At 52.4% G+C, this 21,398-nt stretch carries 13 protein-coding genes; all 13 read left to right on the top strand.

Annotation, left to right across the window (positions count from 1 at the left end; translation table 11 throughout):
- The first annotated feature begins 121 nt into the window (after nucleotides 1-121).
- Complete coding sequence (locus ACFVSO_RS19670) at nucleotides 122-6,073, top strand: glycosyl hydrolase family 8 (RefSeq protein ID WP_387476695.1); 5,952 nt, start codon at nucleotides 122-124, stop codon at nucleotides 6,071-6,073.
- Nucleotides 6,074-6,710: 637 nt separating this feature from the next.
- Nucleotides 6,711-7,334 carry a TetR/AcrR family transcriptional regulator gene (locus tag ACFVSO_RS19665; RefSeq protein WP_387476693.1) on the top strand — a complete coding sequence of 208 codons (624 nt, stop codon included), beginning with the start codon at nucleotides 6,711-6,713 and terminating at the stop codon, nucleotides 7,332-7,334.
- 46 nt (nucleotides 7,335-7,380) lie between these two features.
- The gene (locus ACFVSO_RS19660; RefSeq protein ID WP_387476691.1) at nucleotides 7,381-8,262 is read left to right on the top strand and encodes an alpha/beta fold hydrolase; all 882 of its coding nucleotides are present in this window, start codon (nucleotides 7,381-7,383) and stop codon (nucleotides 8,260-8,262) included.
- 173 nt (nucleotides 8,263-8,435) lie between these two features.
- Nucleotides 8,436-10,271, top strand: coding sequence for a sensor histidine kinase (locus ACFVSO_RS19655; protein WP_387476689.1), 1,836 nt, complete (start codon nucleotides 8,436-8,438; stop codon nucleotides 10,269-10,271).
- Nucleotides 10,272-10,307: 36 nt separating this feature from the next.
- On the top strand, nucleotides 10,308-11,636 hold the full coding sequence (locus tag ACFVSO_RS19650) for a response regulator (protein WP_387476687.1): 1,329 nt from the start codon (nucleotides 10,308-10,310) through the stop codon (nucleotides 11,634-11,636).
- Nucleotides 11,637-11,732: 96 nt separating this feature from the next.
- Complete coding sequence (locus ACFVSO_RS19645; protein ID WP_387476685.1) at nucleotides 11,733-12,656, top strand: carbohydrate ABC transporter permease; 924 nt, start codon at nucleotides 11,733-11,735, stop codon at nucleotides 12,654-12,656.
- Complete coding sequence (locus ACFVSO_RS19640) at nucleotides 12,653-13,522, top strand: carbohydrate ABC transporter permease (protein WP_387476683.1); 870 nt, start codon at nucleotides 12,653-12,655, stop codon at nucleotides 13,520-13,522. The genes ACFVSO_RS19645 and ACFVSO_RS19640 overlap by 4 nt, the downstream gene beginning before the upstream one ends.
- A gap of 146 nt (nucleotides 13,523-13,668) precedes the next feature.
- The gene (locus tag ACFVSO_RS19635; protein WP_387476681.1) at nucleotides 13,669-15,108 is read left to right on the top strand and encodes an ABC transporter substrate-binding protein; all 1,440 of its coding nucleotides are present in this window, start codon (nucleotides 13,669-13,671) and stop codon (nucleotides 15,106-15,108) included.
- Nucleotides 15,109-15,225: 117 nt separating this feature from the next.
- Nucleotides 15,226-17,970 (top strand): discoidin domain-containing protein, encoded by a 2,745-nt coding sequence (locus ACFVSO_RS19630; protein WP_387476679.1) that lies wholly within the window; start codon nucleotides 15,226-15,228, stop codon nucleotides 17,968-17,970.
- A 208-nt stretch (nucleotides 17,971-18,178) separates the two neighbouring features.
- Nucleotides 18,179-18,913 (top strand): ABC transporter ATP-binding protein, encoded by a 735-nt coding sequence (locus ACFVSO_RS19625; protein WP_387476677.1) that lies wholly within the window; start codon nucleotides 18,179-18,181, stop codon nucleotides 18,911-18,913.
- Nucleotides 18,910-19,668: an ABC transporter permease gene (locus tag ACFVSO_RS19620; RefSeq protein ID WP_387476675.1), complete on the top strand. Its 759-nt coding sequence runs from the start codon at nucleotides 18,910-18,912 to the stop codon at nucleotides 19,666-19,668. Before ACFVSO_RS19625 ends, ACFVSO_RS19620 begins: the two co-directional genes overlap by 4 nt.
- Before the next feature lie 45 nt (nucleotides 19,669-19,713).
- The gene (locus tag ACFVSO_RS19615; protein ID WP_387476673.1) at nucleotides 19,714-20,421 is read left to right on the top strand and encodes a response regulator; all 708 of its coding nucleotides are present in this window, start codon (nucleotides 19,714-19,716) and stop codon (nucleotides 20,419-20,421) included.
- Complete coding sequence (locus ACFVSO_RS19610) at nucleotides 20,421-21,398, top strand: sensor histidine kinase (protein WP_387476671.1); 978 nt, start codon at nucleotides 20,421-20,423, stop codon at nucleotides 21,396-21,398. Before ACFVSO_RS19615 ends, ACFVSO_RS19610 begins: the two co-directional genes overlap by 1 nt.

The following is a 21,398-nucleotide window of genomic DNA, read 5'->3' as shown; positions in this document are numbered from 1 at the left end:
TTTTGGTTGACACTGCTGTAATAGTTGGGAGCTATAGTTGTCCTAGAAGCAAGGCATCAACAGAATACGAGGGCACACGGGTACGCAGTATTTGAACCCCATGAGAAGAGGAGGAATCATCTTGTATATACCCATGAGATCCGCTCATAGAATATCACGCGCAATAGCTATTATCATGGTGTTTATCATGTTTGCAGGAACAATAGGCGGCGCGGGCTTCGGCATGAACCGGGCTTACGCGGCTCCCGCTGCGGATGAAGTGTATACGATAGCAGAATGGACGGGGTCGGCGCTAGGCGCCGACCCGGCCCGCCCGGCAAGCGGAGGCGTCAACCGTGCAGATGCAGAGCTGAGCATTACAGGCGGTGCAAAATATGATCCGGGTCAGCCTGGATATGTAGAATGGCGGGACGGGGTAGGAACCAAGTATTGGCTGGTTGCCGTGTCTACCAAAAACTTCGAAAATCTGACATTGTCCTCGTGGCAGCGGTCGGGCAATTCCGGGCCGAAGGACTTTGCAGTGGAGGTCAGCACAGATCAGACAACTTGGACGAAAATCAAGGATTTGGAGCTGCCTCCGTCCAGCACATGCTCCAGCGACAAGTGCAGACTGGTCGATGAAGCGCTGCCTGCCTCCCTTAATAATCAGGATCAAGTCTACATCCGCTGGGTGATCTCATCCACCCATGTAGCTAATCCGGATCGGGGAGTAATCGGGGAATGGGGCGTCAGCACACTGCATGATGTCGTTCTGAAAGGAAAGGCAATAGATGGCGCTGTCATCATCGTGGATGAAGAAGCACCGTCCGTTCCCGCTAATGTCAAAGGAACGGCCTTGACCCATCAGTCGATTGCCTTGTCATGGGATGAATCTACCGATAATGAAGCGGTAACCGGCTACTCTATTTATCGCGACAATGTGAAAGTAGGCGATACATCGGGCACGACGTACACCGATTCGGGATTGAAGCTGGCGACTTCTTACTCCTACGAGATTAGTGCTTATGACGCCAGAGATAACGAGTCGGGCAAAAGCGCTGCCGTTATCGTGAAGACGAAGGATAAAGCGGCGGATACGCTTGCTGCATGGTCCAGCTTCCGTGCCGAGGAAGGTCAGATCGGCATCCATAAGTCTACGGAAGGCGTATACAGCAGCGCAGCTACTCTGCGCACCGTAGGCGGACCAAGCTATGAGGCAGTGACCAACTCTTCCTCGGAGAACAGCGTGCAATACCAAGGCTGGGACAATGGAGCAGGGTCGAAATATTGGCTGGCCGCTCTCCCGACAAAAGGGCATGAGGGGATTAAAGTATCGTCCAAGCAGCGCTCATCGGGATCGGGTCCTGCTGATTTCAAACTGCAATACAGCGTTGACGGTACAGAATGGAAGGACGTGCCGCAGACGCAGCTGAAGCTTGTGAACGGCAGCTATGCCTCAACTGCTCAGCTCATTGAACAGCCTCTGCCAGCAGAGGCGGACGACCGCGATATGCTTTACATCCGCTGGGTCGTCACGTCCACGACGCCGACCAACACGGCGAGCAATGCGGCTGTGGGAGCATCGGGCTCCAGCTACATTAGCAATGTGGCGATCAAAGGTGATTCGAACGGTGGGGAAGTCGTAATCCCAACGCTTGCGATTCTGGCAACGCCAGCGCATAAGGCCATAAATGTGGACCCGGCGACACCTCTTAGCGTTCAATTCAGCAAGGAGATTGCCGTAACAGGCAACGGTCAGGTACGCTTGGCGGATTCCAAGCAAGCGGCTGTGAAGGATGTAGCGGCTGCGGTTGACAGCGCCAAGCGGGATACGCTGAACATAACGGCGCCTGCACTTACTTACGGAGAGACGTATACCGTAACGATTCCTAAAGAAATGATAAAGGGCGCTGATGGCGTTCCGTTAAATCAAGACTTTGTATGGAGCTTCCAAGTGGCGGAGTCGCCGCTTAAGCCGAAGCTTGTGACGATGTCATTTAACGGCGACCCGCGCACCAGCATCGGATTTGCCTGGTATACGGATTCTTCGACGGGCACCGTTGCCGAGGTTGCTGAAGCGAGCAAGGTTCAAGGGGGCATCTTCCCTGCGGACGGCACGCTTGTATTCGAAGGAACAGAGGATATCGTAGAGACGTATATGATCGCCGCAGACCGGGCGACCAATACGAAGACGAAATTCTTCAGCCATAAGGCGATTGCGGACGGCCTCAAGCCGGGGACGACGTACAAGTTCCGTCTCGGCAACGGTGAGGCAGGCTCCTGGAGCAAGATCGGCACATTCACGACGGATGCGGCCGAGCATCAGGATTACCGGTTCATCGTAGGTGCGGATTCGCAAGCGTCCACGCTGACCAACTTTGAGCCATGGGCCGATACGTTCAAGAAAGCTGCCGATTTCATTGGCGATCCGAAGTTTATTATCGTAGCCGGGGATCTGGTGGACAACGGCGACCTGGAGACGCAGTGGCAATGGATGCTGAGCGTAGCCGAGGATACCTTGCTGAAAGTGCCTTATGTGCCTGTACTTGGCGGCCATGAGGTGAATGATTATGACGGAGATGTCACGACTGACAGCAACAATTTCTATCATCACTTCAATGTGCCGCAGCAGGTCGTAGAAGGCACGCATGAGGGCTCCGTCTATTCGTTCGAATATGGTGACGCCTTGTACATGGTATTCAATTCGCAATTCGAGGGCGGCCTGGCTTCCGACGGCAAAAGCATCGATTGGGAAGATCCGGAATTCCGCGCTCAGCTCGATTGGATGCGCAATACGGTAGCGAAGTCGGATAAGAAATGGAAGTTTGTCACCTTCCATAAGAGCCCGTACGCCTCCGGCGACAATTCTTCGAAGTACGAAGACGCCCGCGTACAATTTTACCGCCAGCATCTGATTCCGGTATTCGATGAGCTGGGCATCGATATGGTATTCGAGGCGCATGACCATATGTATATGCGTTCCTTCCAGATGTACGGCAACGAGGTGGTGCCGCGTTCCGCGCTCACATTCGATACTAACGGCAATGCGGTTAATCCTAAAGGCACGATCTATTTGATGCCGAATGCACTGGGCAATAAGTTTTATCAGAAAGCGGAATATCAGTATGAGTTCGACGAGAACTGGAATGCGATTGTGAAGCTGGACGAAAACGGCAATCCGGTTCTATACGATCATTTCTTCGCGGATGTGAATGAACAGCCATCCAAAAAGATGTTTACCGATGTCTCGATCACGGAAGAGGTGCTGTCCTTCAAGTCGTATACGGCTGCCGTTGACGATGAAGGGAAGGCAGGCACGGTAGGCAACGGCTTGTTGGAATACGACAAGTACGGCATTAAGAGAACCGACGTGAAGCCGGCTGTGCCAGAGTCGGTAGAGTTGAAGCTTGACGGGACAACGGCAACATTGACCTGGAACACGCCATCAACCAGCGATGAGCCGGTCAGAGGATTCCGAATCTACGAGAAAAACGATAAGGTGCTGACGCATTGGAGCGAATATATTCCTGTGAAGGCTGGCCAGAAGTCCTACAGCTTTGAGGTGAAGGGACTGAACCCGGCCAAAAAGTACGACTTTATCGTCAAAGCTGTTGGGGCTAGAATAAACTCCGATGCGGTCGAGGTGACGACCATCGATGGTCCCGTGGACGAAGAGCCGCCATCCGCGCCTACTGGGCTGAAGGGAACTGCGGTCTCGGAATATCAGGTGAACCTGTCATGGACGGCTTCTTCCGGCAATGTGAAGGTTAGCGGCTACCAGGTGTACCGGGATGCGGTGAAGATCGCTACGGTAGCGGGGAATACCACGTCCTATATCGATAACGGACTGACACCGGGCAAGACCTATCGTTATAGTGTCAAAGCCTTTAGCCCGGAAAATATTGAATCGCTCGCCAGCAATAGTGCGGAGGTTAAAACACTCTCCGGTAAAGATGGGGAAGGTCCGTTCAAGCCGTTCCCTCAGCATACCGCTTATGCGGAGGGCAGCATCAAGCCGAATCATGTGACGCAAGAGCAGATGGATGCAACTGTGCTGAAGCTGTTCAAGGAATGGAAAGCGAAATACTTGAAGACGAATCCGTACAATACGACAACAACTGAAAAGTATGTGTGGTATGCGGATGGAAGCTGGTTTGAAGAAGAGACGGAAGGCGACATTACCTTCATGCCGATTACGGTATCGGAAGCGCATGGCTATGGCATGCTGATTCTGGCATTAATGGCTCAGAACGATGAAGAATCGAAGGCTGATTTTGACGCCATGTTCCACTACTTCAAAGCCCATCCGAGCGAAATCAATCCTGCGCTCATGGCTTGGAAGCAAGGCGATACAGGCTCGGAAATTCTAAGCGTCAGCGGCGTGGATTCCGCAACCGACGGGGATTTGGATATCGCTTATGCCTTGCTATTGGCCCATAGCCAGTGGGGCAGCAAGGGAGATATTAACTATCTTGAAGAAGCAAAAACGCTGATTAACGCCATTATGGACAGCGAAGTGAACAAGTCCGATTGGACGCTGCGACTGGCGGATTGGGCAACCTCGGGCAAGTGGGGAAGCGCAACAAGGCCATCGGACTGGATGCTGCAGCACTTGAAAGACTTCCGCGTAGTAACGGGCGACAAGCGCTGGGATCAAGTCATTGACAGTACGTACAGCATCCTGAACGGGCTTTATCAATCGCATAGTAAGGAGACGGGACTTATCCCGGATTTCGTCATTCGCGATGGCGAAGCCTTCATCCCGGCGCCGCCTGGATTCCTGGAATCGGAGAATGACGGCGATTACTATTACAACTCCGCGAGAACGCCTTGGCGTCTCGGAACGGACTTCCTTATTACTAGGGAGAGCAGAGCCAAAGATCAATTGAACAAAATGACAGAATGGATTCGCAAGAAATCGGGAGATAAGCCTTCCAACATTAAGAGCGGGTATACCTTGGATGGAACAAAGGAGCTTGCGGAATGGTCCGACCTGACCTTTACCGCGCCGTTCATGGTGGGAGCAATGCTGGACGCATCGAACCAGAAGTGGCTGAATGACCTATGGGACTACAATGCAGCGCCTTCTACGGAGGATACGGTATATTTCAGCAATAACATTCGTTTGCTTAGCATGATCGTAACATCCGGCAACTGGTGGACGCCTGTGCTTGTGGACACGGAAGCGCCGACCGCAGCGGTTATTGACAATGCCAGAGCTATTTCATCCTCGTCGATCGAGCTGAGTTGGCTGCCGTCTACGGATAATCTCGGTGTAGCGGGCTACAAGATCTATCGTGATGATGTGGAGATCGCAACGACAACCGATACGAAATTCAGGGATACGAGGCTGAAGTCGAACACGCAATATGCGTACATGGTTATTGCCTATGACGCAGCGGGCAATCAATCGAAGGCCAGCAACCTGCGTCTGGTCAAGACGCTTGTCGCAAGCATCGAACCAAATCCGGGCACGGGTACAGAGCCGGGAGGAAATACGGACCCTGGCGAGGAAGGCGAGGGACCGACTAATCCTGTCGACCCGAATACGCCTGTACTGGGCGATATCACCGGGCATTGGGCGAAGGGCATGATCGAACGCGCGGTTGCGCTGGGTCTGATCACGGGATATCCGGACGGTACCTTCCGACCGGAAGGTCAGATTACGAGAGAAGAATTCGCACATCTGATTGTAAAAGCCTTAGGACTTAAGGAAGATCAGGCGGCGCCTGGATTCGCCGACGAGACTTCCATCAGCGGCTGGGCTAAAGAATCGGTGCAGCTGGCTGTGAAGGCCGGCATCATTCAAGGCTATGAGGACGGCACCTTCCGTCCGAAAGCGCTCATCTCTCGCGCCGAGATGGCCGTCATGATCGCCAGGGCATTACATGCGGCGGAGCAAGCGAACGCACAAACCTCGTTCGCAGACAATGCCAGCATGCCAAGCTGGGCGAAATGGGCCATTGATGCTATGCAGAAGCAGGGCATTATGGAGGGGAAAGGCAATGGCAAGTTTGCCGCAGATGACAAAACAACCAGAGCTGAAGCGGCGAAAGTCATCTTGAAAGTGTTTGATCTGCTTAATAAGAAATAATTCACACGAAACTGAGGAGACTGTCCTAAAAGCGAATGGTTGTGCCATTAGTTGTAAGAAGGGGCGTCCCTCAGTCATCTAACGATAGTTTTTGAGTCAGTCTGAGTGTGAGCCGAGAGGAAAGCTGAGCTGCAAGCCGAGAAACCCGGCTTAGAGCATTCGTGGCCGCGTCCCGAGCGTCTGCAAGCCGAGAAAGTCGGCTTAGAGCATTCGTGGCCGCGCCTCGAGCATCTGTAAGCTGTAAAACACGGCTTAGAGCTACCCCGGAGCTGCTGCCAAACAATAACTTGCGACTCATAAACCAACAAAAACAGGAGCTGTCTCAAAGGTCATTTATGATTTTACAGCCCCTATGGTAGACAAGATTTCAAGCAAGAGAGAAGCCTTCAAACCCACTTTTCGGTGGTTTTGAAGGCTTTTTCATTCAACGTTTGGGAATGACTTATCCGTTGCTTCCTTCGTGGTACACCGACCTTTCTTGTTGGAGGGGAGTTGTCTAGGGAGCTGTTAAATAGGTATAGGAAAATAGTTCTAGCAATTAAGATCCATATTATAGTAGAATATGAATGAACGTTCATTCATATTCTCTAACTGTCTTAAATGTCTAATATCAATACTCGATGAGAGGAGCATCTTCATGTCTATTCAGAGCGAGCAGCTCCAGCAGTTTTTCAAGCGCAGCTTCGAAGACGGGGCCAAAGAGCATGGTGTCCGGCAAATTATGCTGCATGCGGTCGATGTGTTCTCGCGCAAGGGCTTTGCCGGGACCAAGATTAAGGATATTGCCGAGAGTGCCGGCTTTAGTCAGGGTTACGTCTACAACTATTTTAGATCCAAGGATGAGATATTCACCCGAATCGTGGAGCAGGCTGCGGATGGAGCGGGCAGAGCTGTCGAATTCGCTGCCCGCCTGGAGGGGACTCCGATGCAGCGGATTACATGGCTGACGGAGGCGTTCCTTGCGCCGGACAGTCTGGCTATGCAGCATTGGCGGCTGAATCTGCTGCAGACGGCTGCGGCAGACGCCATCCCTGAAGAGGCGAAGCGGATGGCCAAGGAAAAGATGGGCGAGCCGTTCAAGCATTTTGTGCCGATGGTCATGGAAGGACAGCGGATGGGCGAGATTGCAGACGGCGATCCGCTTATGCTGGCGATTGCCTACTTCTCGTTCATTCAGGGGCTTGGCATCTCCCGTATTCAGACGACAAGCGAGCTTCCGTTCCCGGATACTGACGTGGTGTTGGCTTTTATGAGGAAATAGCTTCGTTACAATATGCGGCTAGCGCAGCGAAAGGAAGAGGCCACGAATGATGAAGGTGTTCAAATCCGAACAGGCTCGCCGGAAGATGCTTGCATCCTATGACGAGTTGATTGCGATGTGGGGCGTGGAGACTGTGTCACATGAAGTTCCCTCGAAATGGGGAAGCACGCATTGCCTCACTGCGGGAGACAAGGGAAATCCACCGCTTGTGCTGCTGCACGGCGTGGGTGACAACTCGGCGGTGATGTGGGCGCTTAATATGAAGGAGTTGTCGAAGCGGTACTTCTGCATTGCGGTTGATACGCTTGGCGGACCGGGGAAGAGCGTGCCTAACGAGCAGTATACGAAGGAGTCCTTCCGCCAGACGGAATGGCTGAGCGAGGTTATTGATTTTTTTGAGCTGGATCAGGTATATATGGCGGGTGTCTCGAATGGCGCATACATGGCCTATCATTATACGACTGTGCATCCTGAGCGAATTCGGAAAACGATGTGTCTGGAGGGAGGAATCGTGACCAGTCCCATCAAGTCCATGATCTCCACATTGCTGCTCATGTTCCCTGAAATTTTGATGCCTACGGAACGCAACATGCATCGCATCGTCAGACGGCTGAGCGCGCCGCAATCGGATGTGTTCGATCGGCATCCCAAGCTGGCCAATCATCTGGTGCTGATGATGAAGTCGCATAACCAGGGGGCGATGTTCCCGCATAAGGTGGAGACGTATGATGAGGCGAAGGGAGCGGCGGTGAAGGACAAGCTGTTTTTTCTGCTGGGTGACCAGTATCGCATCGTATCGAAACGTACTGTGGACTTGATCAGACGGGGACAATACGCTTACCGGATCATGGAGCACACCGGACATGGCATTAATCACGAACGGCCGAGGGAGGTACACGAAGAGATGTTCCGCTTTCTGGCGGAGTAGGAAAAGGGTGGATAAAAGCGCTTAGGTGTATTTCTACGATTCGGACCCCGCAAGGGGGGGAAGAGCGTAGAATTAACTACACTGTAAGCGCTGTTTTTTTGCTATAGTACTGATATGACTCTAATTTGAACAATAGGACATTCGAACGACCTAGACTGACAGGAGGAGCCGTTATGCGCGGAAACCCGATTAACCCGCTTACAAGACTGAACATGAAGCAGCAGCTCGTCTTGTTGTTTCTTGCGATGGTCAGTCCTGTCTTCCTTCTGCACTGGTATGGCAACTTTCAGGCAGAGAATTTGCTTAAGAATCATGTGACGAACGCATATGTGGAGTTAATCAAGCAAAATCATACCATTATTAATCGGGATATCGAAACAGTCAACAAGGTGACAGCTACCATTATTCAGAATCCGACTACGCAAAGGCTCGTTCCAAGCGGCAAGGATGCAGTAATTGAACGGGTCAGAAAATTCGATAGCGTCGATCGCATGCTGAATAGCTATTCCATCCCTATCAATGGCGGCGAAGCCGTCTATTACTCCCTTTATATTTATGATCCCAATGATTACTACTTTTTTGCGCCGAAGCGTCAGATTATGCAGACAGGCGTTTATTTTTTCTCTGATAAAACAAAACCGGCCTGGTTTGATTATGCGATAAGCAAGCGAGGCTCGGGTTATATGGATATTATTGAATACAACTTTGGACTTGCCAAAATCAATACGCTGGCTTATATACGCGCGGTCGGCAATGTGAACAATGGCAAGGAATTTCTGGGTGTGCTGATTGCTACCAAAATGGACATCAAGTTGGCGGAGTCGCTTCGCTCCGTCTCGCTGCCCAGCGGGGTCATCTCGTATGCGGATTCCGGCAACCGCATCTTAAGCTCGACGGTCCCGGGGCAGAACGGCAAGCTGCTGGACCTGCCAGATGACTTACTTGATGGACTAAGCATGAGAAGCCACAAGAAGGAAGGATTCCTGGAGGAGCCGTTCCGCACCCATGAGATGATCACCTCTGATTCCATCTATATTGCGAGCCAGAATGATGCGATCGGCCATAAGCTGGTCTATCAGATTCCGGTTCAATCGCTGCTCAAGCAGCAGAATGAGCTGAAGCGGATTATTCAGCTGATTACGGTGGCCTATATGCTGCTTGGCTCCGTCATCATGGTCTACTTCTGGCGTTCCCTCATGACGCCGCTGCAGAAGCTGGCCCAGTTCGTCCGAACTTATGAGCCGGGCAAGCTGGTACCGGAGACGCCATCGAAGCGGCGACGCGACGAGGTCGGTGTCCTGATGTCGGCCATGTATGATATGGCGCGCAGGCTGAATGCGCTGATTCATTACAAGTACAACATGGACCTGAAGGCGAAGGAGTCTCAGCTTCAACTGCTCTATCAGCAGATTAATCCTCATTTGCTGTACAACACGCTGGAGAGCATTTATTGGAAAAGCACGCTGGAGGGCAATACGGAATCCGCAGAGATGATCAAGGAGCTGTCGAAGCTGATGAAGATCGGCCTCAGCAGGGGGCGGGAGCTTATTCGTCTTGAGGAGGAGCTTGAGCATGCCAAGGCATATGTCAATCTTCAGCAGATGCGTTATTCCTACGAGTTCAAGGTCATCTGGAATATACCGGATTCCGTGAAAATGATTCGCATTCCGAAGATTTCGCTGCAGCCCCTGATCGAAAACGCGATTATTCACGGCGTCAAGCTGATGGGAGACGATGGCGAGATCCGGATATCGGCGGCGCTGGAAGGCGAGCGGGTGACGATCAAGGTGGAGGACAACGGCTACAAGGAAGCCAATATTGCCGCGATAGACCAGCTGCTGAATGATGAGAAGGTTGATCATAGACTAGGGTACGGCATCCGCAATATTCATCAGCGTATCCAGCTGCACTTCGGCAATACGTTCGGGCTTAGCTATCGCAAGCGAGAGGAAGAAGGCACAGCTGCTGTTATTGTATTGCCGGCGACTTATGAGGAGCCGCTTGATTAAGTTCCATATAGCTCGTGCAGGAAAGGGAGGAAGACGATGTACAACATTCTGATTGTGGATGACGAGCCGCTTATTTGCGAAGGATTGACCGCGCTTTTATCCTCATCCGGCATAAATATCAGCCATATCTACAATGCACATAGCGGCTATGAAGCGCTGGATTATTTGCGCATGGAAAATATAGATTTGCTCGTTACCGATATTCAAATGGGTTCAATGAGCGGCATCGAGCTCATGCAGCAGGCGAAAATTATCAAGCCATGGGTGCAGGTCATCGTCATATCCGCTCATGAGACCTTCCAGTATGCTCAGCTTGCGATCCGGCTTGGAGCCCGGGATTATTTGATCAAGCCGCTCAATAGCGAACAGTTCATGAGCTCGGTTCGCCATGTGCTGCTTCATATGGATAAGACGGTGCGCGACCAGGATGAGCTGATGTCGGACCTCAGAGAGCACTTTCATATGGAGGAGCCGCTGCCGGGCCGTACAGCGTTGATGAACCGCATGTTGGCTGCGGACACGCATGACCGCGAGGCTGTTGTCGAAGAGCTGAGAAAGCAATACGAGACGAACCTCAAAGGGCCTTATTATGCAGTTGTAAAAATGAAGCTGGATTTTGCTTCCGACAGCCGTGCGCTACAGGAGAGAGACGAGCTGTTGCTTCAATATGCGGCGCTTAATATATCCAATGAACTGCTGGACGCGGAATGGGATCACCAGTCCTTCTATTCGCCGGATCAGGCGATCTGCATCGTCATTCAATGGAATGAGGCGCGTTATGGCGACTCCAGCGTTGACAAGGTCAATCAGTTGGAGATGATCGGTCGAAGCCTGCACTTCAACGTCCATAAGTTTCTGGGTTTCCATTGCGTCGTCGGCATCAGCCAGATCCTGAAGGGCAGCGAATTTCTGGGCGAGGTGCATGCGCAAGCGGACAAGGCGATTCAGTGGAGCCGTGAATACAAGGATCATTATGTGTTCTATTACGGCGATTTCAAGTGGGGTGTGCAGACCGCGGAGGAACCGACGGAGGATGAGATTGCCGCGCAAAATAATATGATCGTGGAGCGCTCCAGCAAGTACATTCATCAGAACTATGCCCAGAAGGGGCTCACCTTGAATGAAATTGCGCAAAAAAACCACGTCAGCCCCAACTACTTAAGCTATTTGTTCAAGAAAAAAACAGGCTACAATCTATGGGAATACGTCATTAAGCTGAGAATGGAGGAGAGCAAGCGGCTCATCCTTACTACTGACCTGCGCCGCTATGAAATCTCGGAGCAAGTCGGCTACGAATCACCGGAGCATTTTAGCAAAATTTTCAAAAAATATTTTGGAATCAGCCCAAGCGAGATGAAAAAGTAAGATTGCCTATCATCCGAATAGATATGCACATGTTCTGGGATACCCTCTTTATCTACAATAAATAGTAGATTAACTAAAGGAATGAGGGACCACGCAATGGAGCAAACAACGGCTGTTCCAATCAGCAAGACAAAGCCGCAGACGCAGCGACCAGGAAGGTACAAACGGTATATATGGGGATTTATCTTCATCTTGCCGGCTATTGTCACCTTCACGCTCTTTCTGTGGCTTCCGATCTTTAAAGGGGTGTTGAACAGCTTCTACGACGTCGATTTTGTCAAAGGCAACACCTTCATCGGCTTCGACAATTACAAGACCATCTTCGCGGATCGGGATGTTATGACGTCCGTGAGAAATACGCTCTATTATATGGGGCTCGCGCTCGCGATCGGGTTCTGGGTACCGATCCTGTTCGCGCTGGCGATCTCGGAGATGCGCAAATTCCAGGGATTCGCCAGGGTAGCGGCTTACTTGCCGTATGTCGTTCCATTCGTCGTATTGTACGGCGTATGGAGATGGCTGTATGACCCAGTTGGCCCGATCAACGCCGTTCTGAAGAGCATCGGTCTGAATCAGATCAACTTTATGGTTGACCGGGCCTGGTCGATGGCTTCTATCGTCATCATGGAGACGTGGCAAAGCTTCGGCTCCGCGATGCTGATCTATCTCGCTGCGATACTCGCGGTGCCTCGTGATTGGTACGAGGCAGCTGAGATTGACGGCGCAGGCATATGGCATCGCATCCGGTATATTACGCTGCCGGCGATCCGCAACCAGATTATGCTGCTGCTCATGCTGCAATTGATCGCTACGTCGCAAGGCTTCCAGACCCAATATGCGATGCTGGAAGGCGGACCGAACAATGCCACGCTGACCTACGCCCTCCTCATTGTAAGATATGCATTTGTAAGACAGGATTACGGCGTCGCCTCCGCCCTCGGTGTGCTTATGTTCTTCGCGCTGAGCATACTTGCGATCGTTCAATACCGGATCAACAACAGAGGGGGAGTTAAATCATGAAGGCGCAAGAACGCACCATTATATCCAACTATGACTTGAAGAAGCCTGGCACCCGCTGGATGTACTATCTGATGAACCTGCTCGTGGTCATCATGATGTGCTGTATGGTGTATCCGATTCTGATCTCCATGCTGAACGGCCTCAAGGCCAATACCGAGGTCAACTCGTTCCCGCCGACCTTCTTCCCGAAGGAATGGCATTTCGAGAACTATATCAAGGCATGGAACTATATGGATCTTCCGATGTACTTCAAAAACACGATGATGATTTTTGTCGGTAATATGGTCGTCACCGTTATGGTGCTTGGCCTTGCGGCTTATGCGCTGTCGAAAATGCAGGTTCCGCTGAAGTCGGCCATCTATTACTACTTCCTGATGACGCTGTTCATCCCGGCGACGACGTATATGATTCCGAACTTTATCAACCTGAAGGATCTCGGCCTGATGGGCTCATTCGCGGCGATCTGGCTGCCGGCAGGTGCCAATGCGTTTTTCCTGCTCTTGCTGAAGACCTTTATGGACGGTATCCATGTGGAGATCTTCGAGTCGGCCCGGATTGACGGGGCTTCGGAGATTAGAGGGTTCTTCCAGATTGCGTTCCCGCTGTCTATTCCGATCTTCGCGACGCTCTCGATCTTCGTGTTCGCGACCGCCTGGAACGACTGGTTCTGGCCAAGCTTTATCTTGAGTCAAGAGAACAAGCCGCTGTCTGCGGCCATTCGGGACTTTGTCTTGAACGCCCGTCGACTGGATCTGAATATTCGATTTGCGATCCTGACTATTGTCATGATTCCGCCAATCATTATATTCCTCTTCTTCCAGAAGTTTATATTAAGAGGGCTTTACCTTGGCGGGGTTAAAGGTTGAAAACTGATTAATTGTCATGATGTGTGTGATTTTGACAGAACGTAAATCTGCACATGATCCGAATAGGAATACACATCGCCCTAATGAATGCGCCTACATTATGATGAGCGTGTAAGCTAAATTTGAGAGGAAAAGGGGATTTTCAAATGCGCAAGATTTCGATGATGATTACGGTAGTTCTGGCCTTCACCCTCATCCTGGCGGCATGCGGGAAGAGCAATGGCGGCAATACATCGCCAAGCCCGAGCCCGAGCAGCACTCCTTCGGATACGAACAGTGCTCCTCCAGCCGAGGACGATATCACCCAGAAGAAAGTATCCATCAGTATCTATTACCCGACTCCTGATCGCGTAGAAGACCGCGCGCTGGAAGATGACAAGATCAGACGCTTCAACGAAGTGTTCCCGAACGTAGAAGTCATTAAGAGCGACTGGCAGTACAACCCGAACGAAATCGGCATCAAGATGGGGGCGAACGAAGCGCCAACGCTGTTCAACACGTACGCTTCCGAGGGCAAGTTCCTGGCGGAGAAGGGCTGGGCGGCAGATATTACCGACCTGTTCAACGCTTACCCGTACAAGGATCAAATGAACCCGGTTCTGCAAGACCTGTTCACAGTTAACGGAAAAGTATACGGCATCGCTCAACGCGGCTATCCGACGGGCGTAACGGTTAACAAAAAAATGCTGGAAGACAAAAGCATTGCGATTCCTGCGTTCAACTGGACTTGGGATGACATGTTGAATACGGCAAAAGCAGCCTCCGATCCGAATGCCGGCATCTCTGGTATCGCACCGATGGGCAAGGGGAACGAATCCGGCTGGAACTGGACCAACTTCCTGTTCACGGCTGGCGGCGACATCATTAAGGTAGAAGGCGACAAAGTAACGGCAACGTTCAACTCAGACGCCGGCATGAAAGCACTCCAGTATTATGACAAGCTGAAGTGGGAAGCGAACGCTATTCCTCAGGACTGGGCGCTTGGCTGGGGCGATGCGGTAGGCGCGTTCGCACAAGGCAGAACGGCAATGGTTATCGCAGGTCCGGACGGTCCGGTTGACCAGGCGCTTAACCAAGGCGGCATGACGCCGAATGACATTCTGGTGTACCCGATCCCTGCATACGAAAAAGGCGGCAAGCATTATGGCGTTCTGGGCGGCGACTTCCTGGTTATCAACCCGAACGCTAGCAAAGACGAGCAAGCCATCGCATTCTACTATGCAACATTCGACTACTTCTCCGACAAAGGTTTGGAGTCGCTGGAAAGAAACATCCAAGACCGTCAGAAGGAAAACAAATTCTACGTACCGGCTGTCTATCAATACTTCAAGCCTGATGCTGAGTACGGCGCGAAAGTAACGGCTCTGTTCAACAAGTACGACAACGTGTACCAATACGGTGAAGAAACGATGAAACTGATGGATGACGGCAAGGCTGAATCGCCATACAATACGCAAGACTTCTACGGCGCGATGACGAATGTTATCCAGGAAGTATTCTCGAAGAAGGGCGTAGATATGAAAACCCAGCTAGACAATACAGCAAAGTTCATGCAAGAGAAATTCTACGATACAATCCAACCTTAATTAAGACCATGCGGGGTTGTCCCAGGGTAGATGCCTGCATCTACGGGGGCAGCCCCGTTCTACTTCTCCTTGGATTAATCGAGGGGGGGCTTAGCATAGGAATCGGGTGGTGGTTACATGTCGAAGCTGGCGTTTAATTCAAGATGGCTAGCGTTATGGATAGGCATTGTCATTGTAGTCGCGATTGTCTGCATTCTATTCTTCTCAGGCTTGCTGAGCGGCGGAGGTAAGGCAAAGATGCTACTGAATGAAGAGGAAGGCTTGCTCATTGTGAGCAACAAGCAGTACGAAATGGCTTTTTATAAGGACAACGGCGGTATTGCTTATGTGAAGCAGCAGGGAGCTTCGGAGCAGCTGTCCGCCGGCAACCAGACGCTGTGGTGGGCGATTCTGGGCGATGATACGTCTGTGCAAAGCTCAAGCGCAGAATCCTTCACTTATGAATGGAAGAAGCGTGAAGGCGAGATGCAGATGCATTACAGCGGTCCGCTGGAGGTAGACATCGATGTTCGGTTCGGGGATGACGACCGGATCTATATGACGGCAGCGCTTGCGAACAAGACGAGTCAGAAGGTGAAGTCGTTCCGCTTCCCTTACGAGCTGAAAATCGACCAAGGCGGCGTGCAGGATGCGATTCTGCCGATGCTGCCTGGCGCCAAGCTGAAGAATGCCTTCTTCCAGGAGAGCAATTCCTTCTCCGACCAGTATCCGGGCGTCATGTTCGCTTCGTATCTGGCGATGCGCACGAATGCGGGCAATCTGGCCATGTACGATCTGGGCGACGAGACGACGCTGCTGACGGAGATCGGCTACAAGCATCAGATCAACGATTCCGGCAAAACCTCGTTTGTACACAATTACCGGACATGGGTAGAAGCCGGCCAGAAGTGGAGCAGTCCGACCGTCGTGCTGGAGATTGGCGGCGACTATACAGCTTCTATTGCCAGCTACCGGGAGCTGAACGGGATTGGCGAGTACCGTTCGCTTCAGGATAAGCTTGGCGACGATGCGGCCAAGTACTTCGAGCTACCGCTGTACAAGACCGATATATCCGCGATCAAGGATGCGAATTGGGACAATCTGACGACCGGATTTATCGACAAGATGAATTACAATGGCATGATTCATCTGGTCGGCTTCCAGACCGGAGGCCATGACGAGAATTATCCGGACTTTATTCCTCCCGATACGAAGTGGGGCGGTAACGCGAAGTTCCAGCAATTCGTGAAGAATGCGAAAGATAGAGGCAATATTGTCGTTCCATATACGAATATGAGCTGGTGGGGCGTAAGCTCGCCGACGCTGGATCGTCTGCCGGAAGGGACGACGCTCGCCGACATTATGGTCGAGAAGGAGAACGGCACCGTGACGAAGGAGGACTACGGTCCGCATAGCGGCTATGTCGCCCATACAGGCCATCCGTTCTTCCGCGAGCGGACAGCGGAAGAACATCGCAAGCTGATTGAGGATGCCGGTTTCGATGGCATATTCGAGGATCAATGGGGCATCCGCAACTCGCCTTACGTGTTCAACAAGACGATTCCGGAAGGGACCGACCCGTCCACGGCTTATTTCAAGGGTGTGCGCGATTACTTTGAGGCGCTGAACCATCGCATGTATATCGAGGACGGCACTGATGTGCTGGCGGACGATTCCATTGGGTTCATGGGATCGACTTATCTCTGGGATATTCTCGGCTACCGCAAAAACACCGCGCCTTATACGGAATATTACCCGCTGTCGGGCATGCTGATGAGAGACAAGGTCATGTTCTATCATCATAATCTCGCCGGGGAGACGATGACCGACGATCAGGATATGCTGCGCTGGAATTTGGCGATGGGCTATAACCTGAGTGCCGACTTCTACAACGGGGTTACCAGCCCATGGATCGATGCGATCGGCGTCTTCCAGAAGCATGTGCTTGCCGGCTATGCTGATCAGCTCGTCCGAAATTATGAGCAACTGACAGATACGGCAACCCGTACCGACTTCGGCACGCATCAAGTGACGGCCAATTGGAGCAAGACGGACGCATACGTACTGGATGAGCATACGACGCTTGCTGTTGGCGGCTTCGATGTGCAGGCGAAGGACGGCAGCGTCAGGGCGGGCAATTATACAAGATACAACGGACTTGATCTCGACGAGGGCGAGCATGATCTGGTTGAGATGCGGGGCAAGGATGCCATTCGAATCTATCAGCCGATCGGCTCCGATACGACGCTGAAGGTGAAGAAAGGCGACAAGTGGCCGCATGTCTCCGCCATTGCCTATGAGGCGAACGGGACCCGGATCGCTGATCTGCCTGTGAAAGAGGAAGGCGATTATGCCATCTTCGATTTCATCGCGTTGATTAAAGAACAGAAAGTCGGGTATGTCGAGTTAATGGGCTCGAAGGAAGCCAGCCAAGCATCGGAGGTATTCCCGAAAGTGAAGGCGGAAATTAATTTCGCGCTTGGCAAGACGGTAAGCGGCACGTCGATTACGGCGGAAGCATTCGATCCGAAGCTGACCGTTGACGGCGACCCGTTCACTTATTGGGAGAGCACGGCGAAGAAATTCCCGCAATCCTTAACGGTGGATCTGGGCGAAGAGCATGCTGTCGGCAAGATCAAGCTGAGACTGCCGCCGCAGGATGCGTGGGAGTCCCGGACACAGGATATTGAAGCGCTGGGCAGCGCAGACGGTACCACGTTCACAACATTAGTGCCTTCGGCGCCATATACGTATGATCCGAAGACGGGCAATGAGATAGAGATTGTATTGGATACGCCGGCGGACACCCGTTACATTAGAGTGACAATTACGTCGAACAGCGCATGGCCGGCAGCGCAAGTATCCGAATTCGAAGTGTATTAACCGAGAGAGAATCCTGAAGCGAGAATAAGGAAGCATGAAACAGCCCTTTGCGGATGAGATCCGGCAAAGGGCTGTTTGGCATGGCTTCTACAGATTTTAAGTGCATATCTATATAAATGCTAGAAAATATGCGAGTTGCGAAGTCTCTATCCGGGTTGATGTGTTCCGCAGCCTACCTGTGATAATATAGCAGCAGGAGATGAGAGATTTGAGCGCATTATTTGAAATAAGAGGCTTAAGCAAGCGAATTCCCTCGGCCTATGAGAGCACTGGGGAACGGGTATTGCTGAATCATATAAATGCTATAATCCGGGAGCCGGAAAGCATCGCCATTATGGGCGCTTCGGGGCAAGGCAAGAGCACGATGCTGCGGATATTGGCTTGTCTCGATTCGGCGGATGAGGGAGAGATGTATAAACGCGGCGCCTCTTGCAGCAGTATGGAACCAGCGAAGTGGAGGAGCCAGGTTTGTTACGTCGCACAGCACGCCGTTATGCTGCCGGGCAGTGTCGAGGATAATTTGCGTACGGTAAGCCGGCTTCATGGGACGGAATACGAGCAATCGCTTGCCGAGCGGCTGATAGAGCGAAGCGGGCTTGCCCATCTTCCCATGAAGGGGCCGGCGGAAGACCTGTCCGGGGGCGAGAAGCAGCGGCTGGCGCTTGTTCGTTCACTCTTGCTTCGCCCTTCTGTGCTGCTTCTGGATGAGGTTACCGCCTCCCTGGATTCCATTAGTGCCAGATTAGTGGAAGATGTTTTGATGGACTGGCATCGCGAAGAAGGAACGGCGCTAATCTGGGTGACGCATCAAGCCGATCAGGCAGTCAGGGTGGCTTCCAGGATGTGGACGCTGGAGGACGGTCGTTTAACGGAGGATGGCAACCGAGATCATTACATCGATTCGGCGGAGAATGAGGTTATAGGGAGCGTGAGAGAGCGATGACGCTGCTGGCGCTAAGCTGTACACTCGTCTTTGTGTTTATTACGATGTTCGTATCCTTCTGGAAGAGGCTTGATCTTGAGAAAAGCATTGCAATCGGAAGCATACGGGCAGCCGTTCAATTGCTGGCGATTGGCTATGTGCTGCAATATGTGTTCAAGACGGATCATATGGCTATTATTATTCTGATTATTGTCGTCATGACTGCGGTGGCAACCTGGAATGCGTCAAGACGCGGAGCAGGCCTGAGGGGTGTCTTCTGGCGGATTGCACTAACGATTGCGGCTATGGAAGCTTTCATGATGCTGTTCCTGATTGGGCTGAATCTGATTGAGCCGACTCCGCAATACATCATTCCGCTCAGCGGAATGACGATCGGCAATGCGATGATTGTCGCTGGCCTGTTCACAACATCGATCAAGCGCGAGGTTGAAGCTTCGCGGGGAGAGATCGAGACGCTGCTGTCGCTTGGAGCCAGCAGCACGCAGTCGATGCAAGGTCCGATGAAGCGTGCGGTCAAGTTCAGCATGATTCCGACGATCGACAGCTTGAAGACGGTAGGTTTGGTGCAGCTGCCCGGCATGATGACGGGGATGATCATCGCAGGAGCCGATCCGGTGGAGGCGGTACGGTATCAGCTGCTGATTCTGTTCTCGCATACCGGTTCTGCCGCAATGACGAGCATGATTCTAAGCATGCTCTATCAAAAACTGTTTTTTACGCCGGATGCGCGGCTTCGCAAGATCGAAAAAAGCTAGTGTTGGAGCGGCCCGAAGCTACCCAGGCTGCTGGAGGAGGAAGCTATGAGCTATACCATTCTCATCGTCGAGGACGATATGAAAATTGCAGAGCTGCTAGGGTCGCATATCGAGCGATACGGACATAGGGCTGTTGTCGCCAAGGATTTCGGGCAGATTCTGCAGCAATTCCAGAGCCTTAAGCCGCATCTCGTATTGATGGATATTAATTTGCCCAGCTTCGACGGGTATTATTGGTGCAGACAGATTCGAACCGTGTCTACGTGTCCGATTATTTTCCTCTCTGCGAGAAGCGGGGAGATGGATCAGGTCATGGCGATTGAGAACGGCGGCGACGATTATATGACCAAGCCGTTCCACTATGAAGTGGTGATGGCCAAGATTCGCAGCCAGCTCAGACGCGCTTATGGCGACTATGCCGCCTCGACGGAGGAGCGTGTCATAGAGCGCGAGGGTCTGGCGCTGCATCTGGAGAAGATGGAGCTGCGGCTTGGCAGCCGATCGGTCGAGTTGACCAAAAAGGAAACCGTGCTGATGGAAGCGCTGCTGCTGAGCTTCGGCAAGCTCGTCGGACGGGAGACGCTGCTGGAGAAGCTGTGGGATGATTATGCGTATGTGGACGACAATGCGCTTAGCGTCAACGTAACGCGCCTGCGCAAGAAGCTGTCCGACCTCGGTATTCAAGATGCCCTGGAGACGGTGCGCGGCACCGGCTACCGGCTCAATCCGAGTTGGCTGGGGGATGCCAAGTAATGCGGCTGTTTCTAAGAGAGCATAGCCCGCTCATCCTCATCGTCATATTGCAGCTCGGTGTTGTGACGGCCGTCTTCTATCTGGACGGCTATCGGAGCTGGAAGGTGGCGGTATATGCGGCGGTGCTGGGACTTTGCTTATTCGGCGCCTACTTGGTCTATCGCTACGCCAGCCACGGCAGCTTCTACAAGATGCTAGGCCGGCATGAGCAGCCGGTCGAAGAGACGGCAAGCGTAACCGGCTCGGCGCCTTTGCCGGCGGCCATGCGGGAGCTGCTGGCTGAGCAGTACAAGAATTACGATCAATTGCGTCTGGAGGCAGAGCGCAATCGGGAGAGTCATGTTACCTTCATCAACCGCTGGGTGCATCAGATGAAAACGCCGTTATCCGTACTGGAGCTGATGCTTCAGGAGGACGACAGTGAGCGTGGCGCAAGCATGAGGGAAGAGACAGATCGGCTGCGGAAAGGGCTGGAGACGGTGCTCTATATGTCCCGTCTGGATACCTTCGAGCAGGACTTTGCAGTGGAACGCATTCCGCTTCGCGAATGGGCGAATGATGTCATTCTGCAGAACCGCAGACTCTTTATCCGCAGCGGCGTATTCCCCCGGCTGGAGGCGGACGAGGAGCTGGTTGTTCATGCAGACCGGAAGTGGCTTTCCTTTATTCTGGAGCAGCTTCTCACCAATGCGGTCAACTACTCGGAGCCGGGGAGCGGCAGCGGTGTGACGATTGCCGCCTACCGCGACGAAGGGGGCACGGTGGTGGAGGTTCGGGATCAGGGCGCGGGCATTCCGCAATCGGATCTTAAGCGTATCTTCCAGCCTTATTTCACCGGAGAGAACGGCAGGAGCTTGAAGGAATCGACCGGGATGGGATTATATTTGGTAAAGTCGGCCATGGATCGAATGGGATATCGCCTGGATGTGGAATCCCGAGTCGGCGAAGGAACGGTCATGCGGCTGATTTTCCCGTAG

Source organism: Paenibacillus sp. NPDC057967 (genome assembly GCF_042887015.1).
Classification (GTDB): domain Bacteria; phylum Bacillota; class Bacilli; order Paenibacillales; family Paenibacillaceae; genus Pristimantibacillus.
Note: the sequence above shows the minus strand (reverse complement) of the source record. Positions and strands in the feature narration are given on the sequence as shown.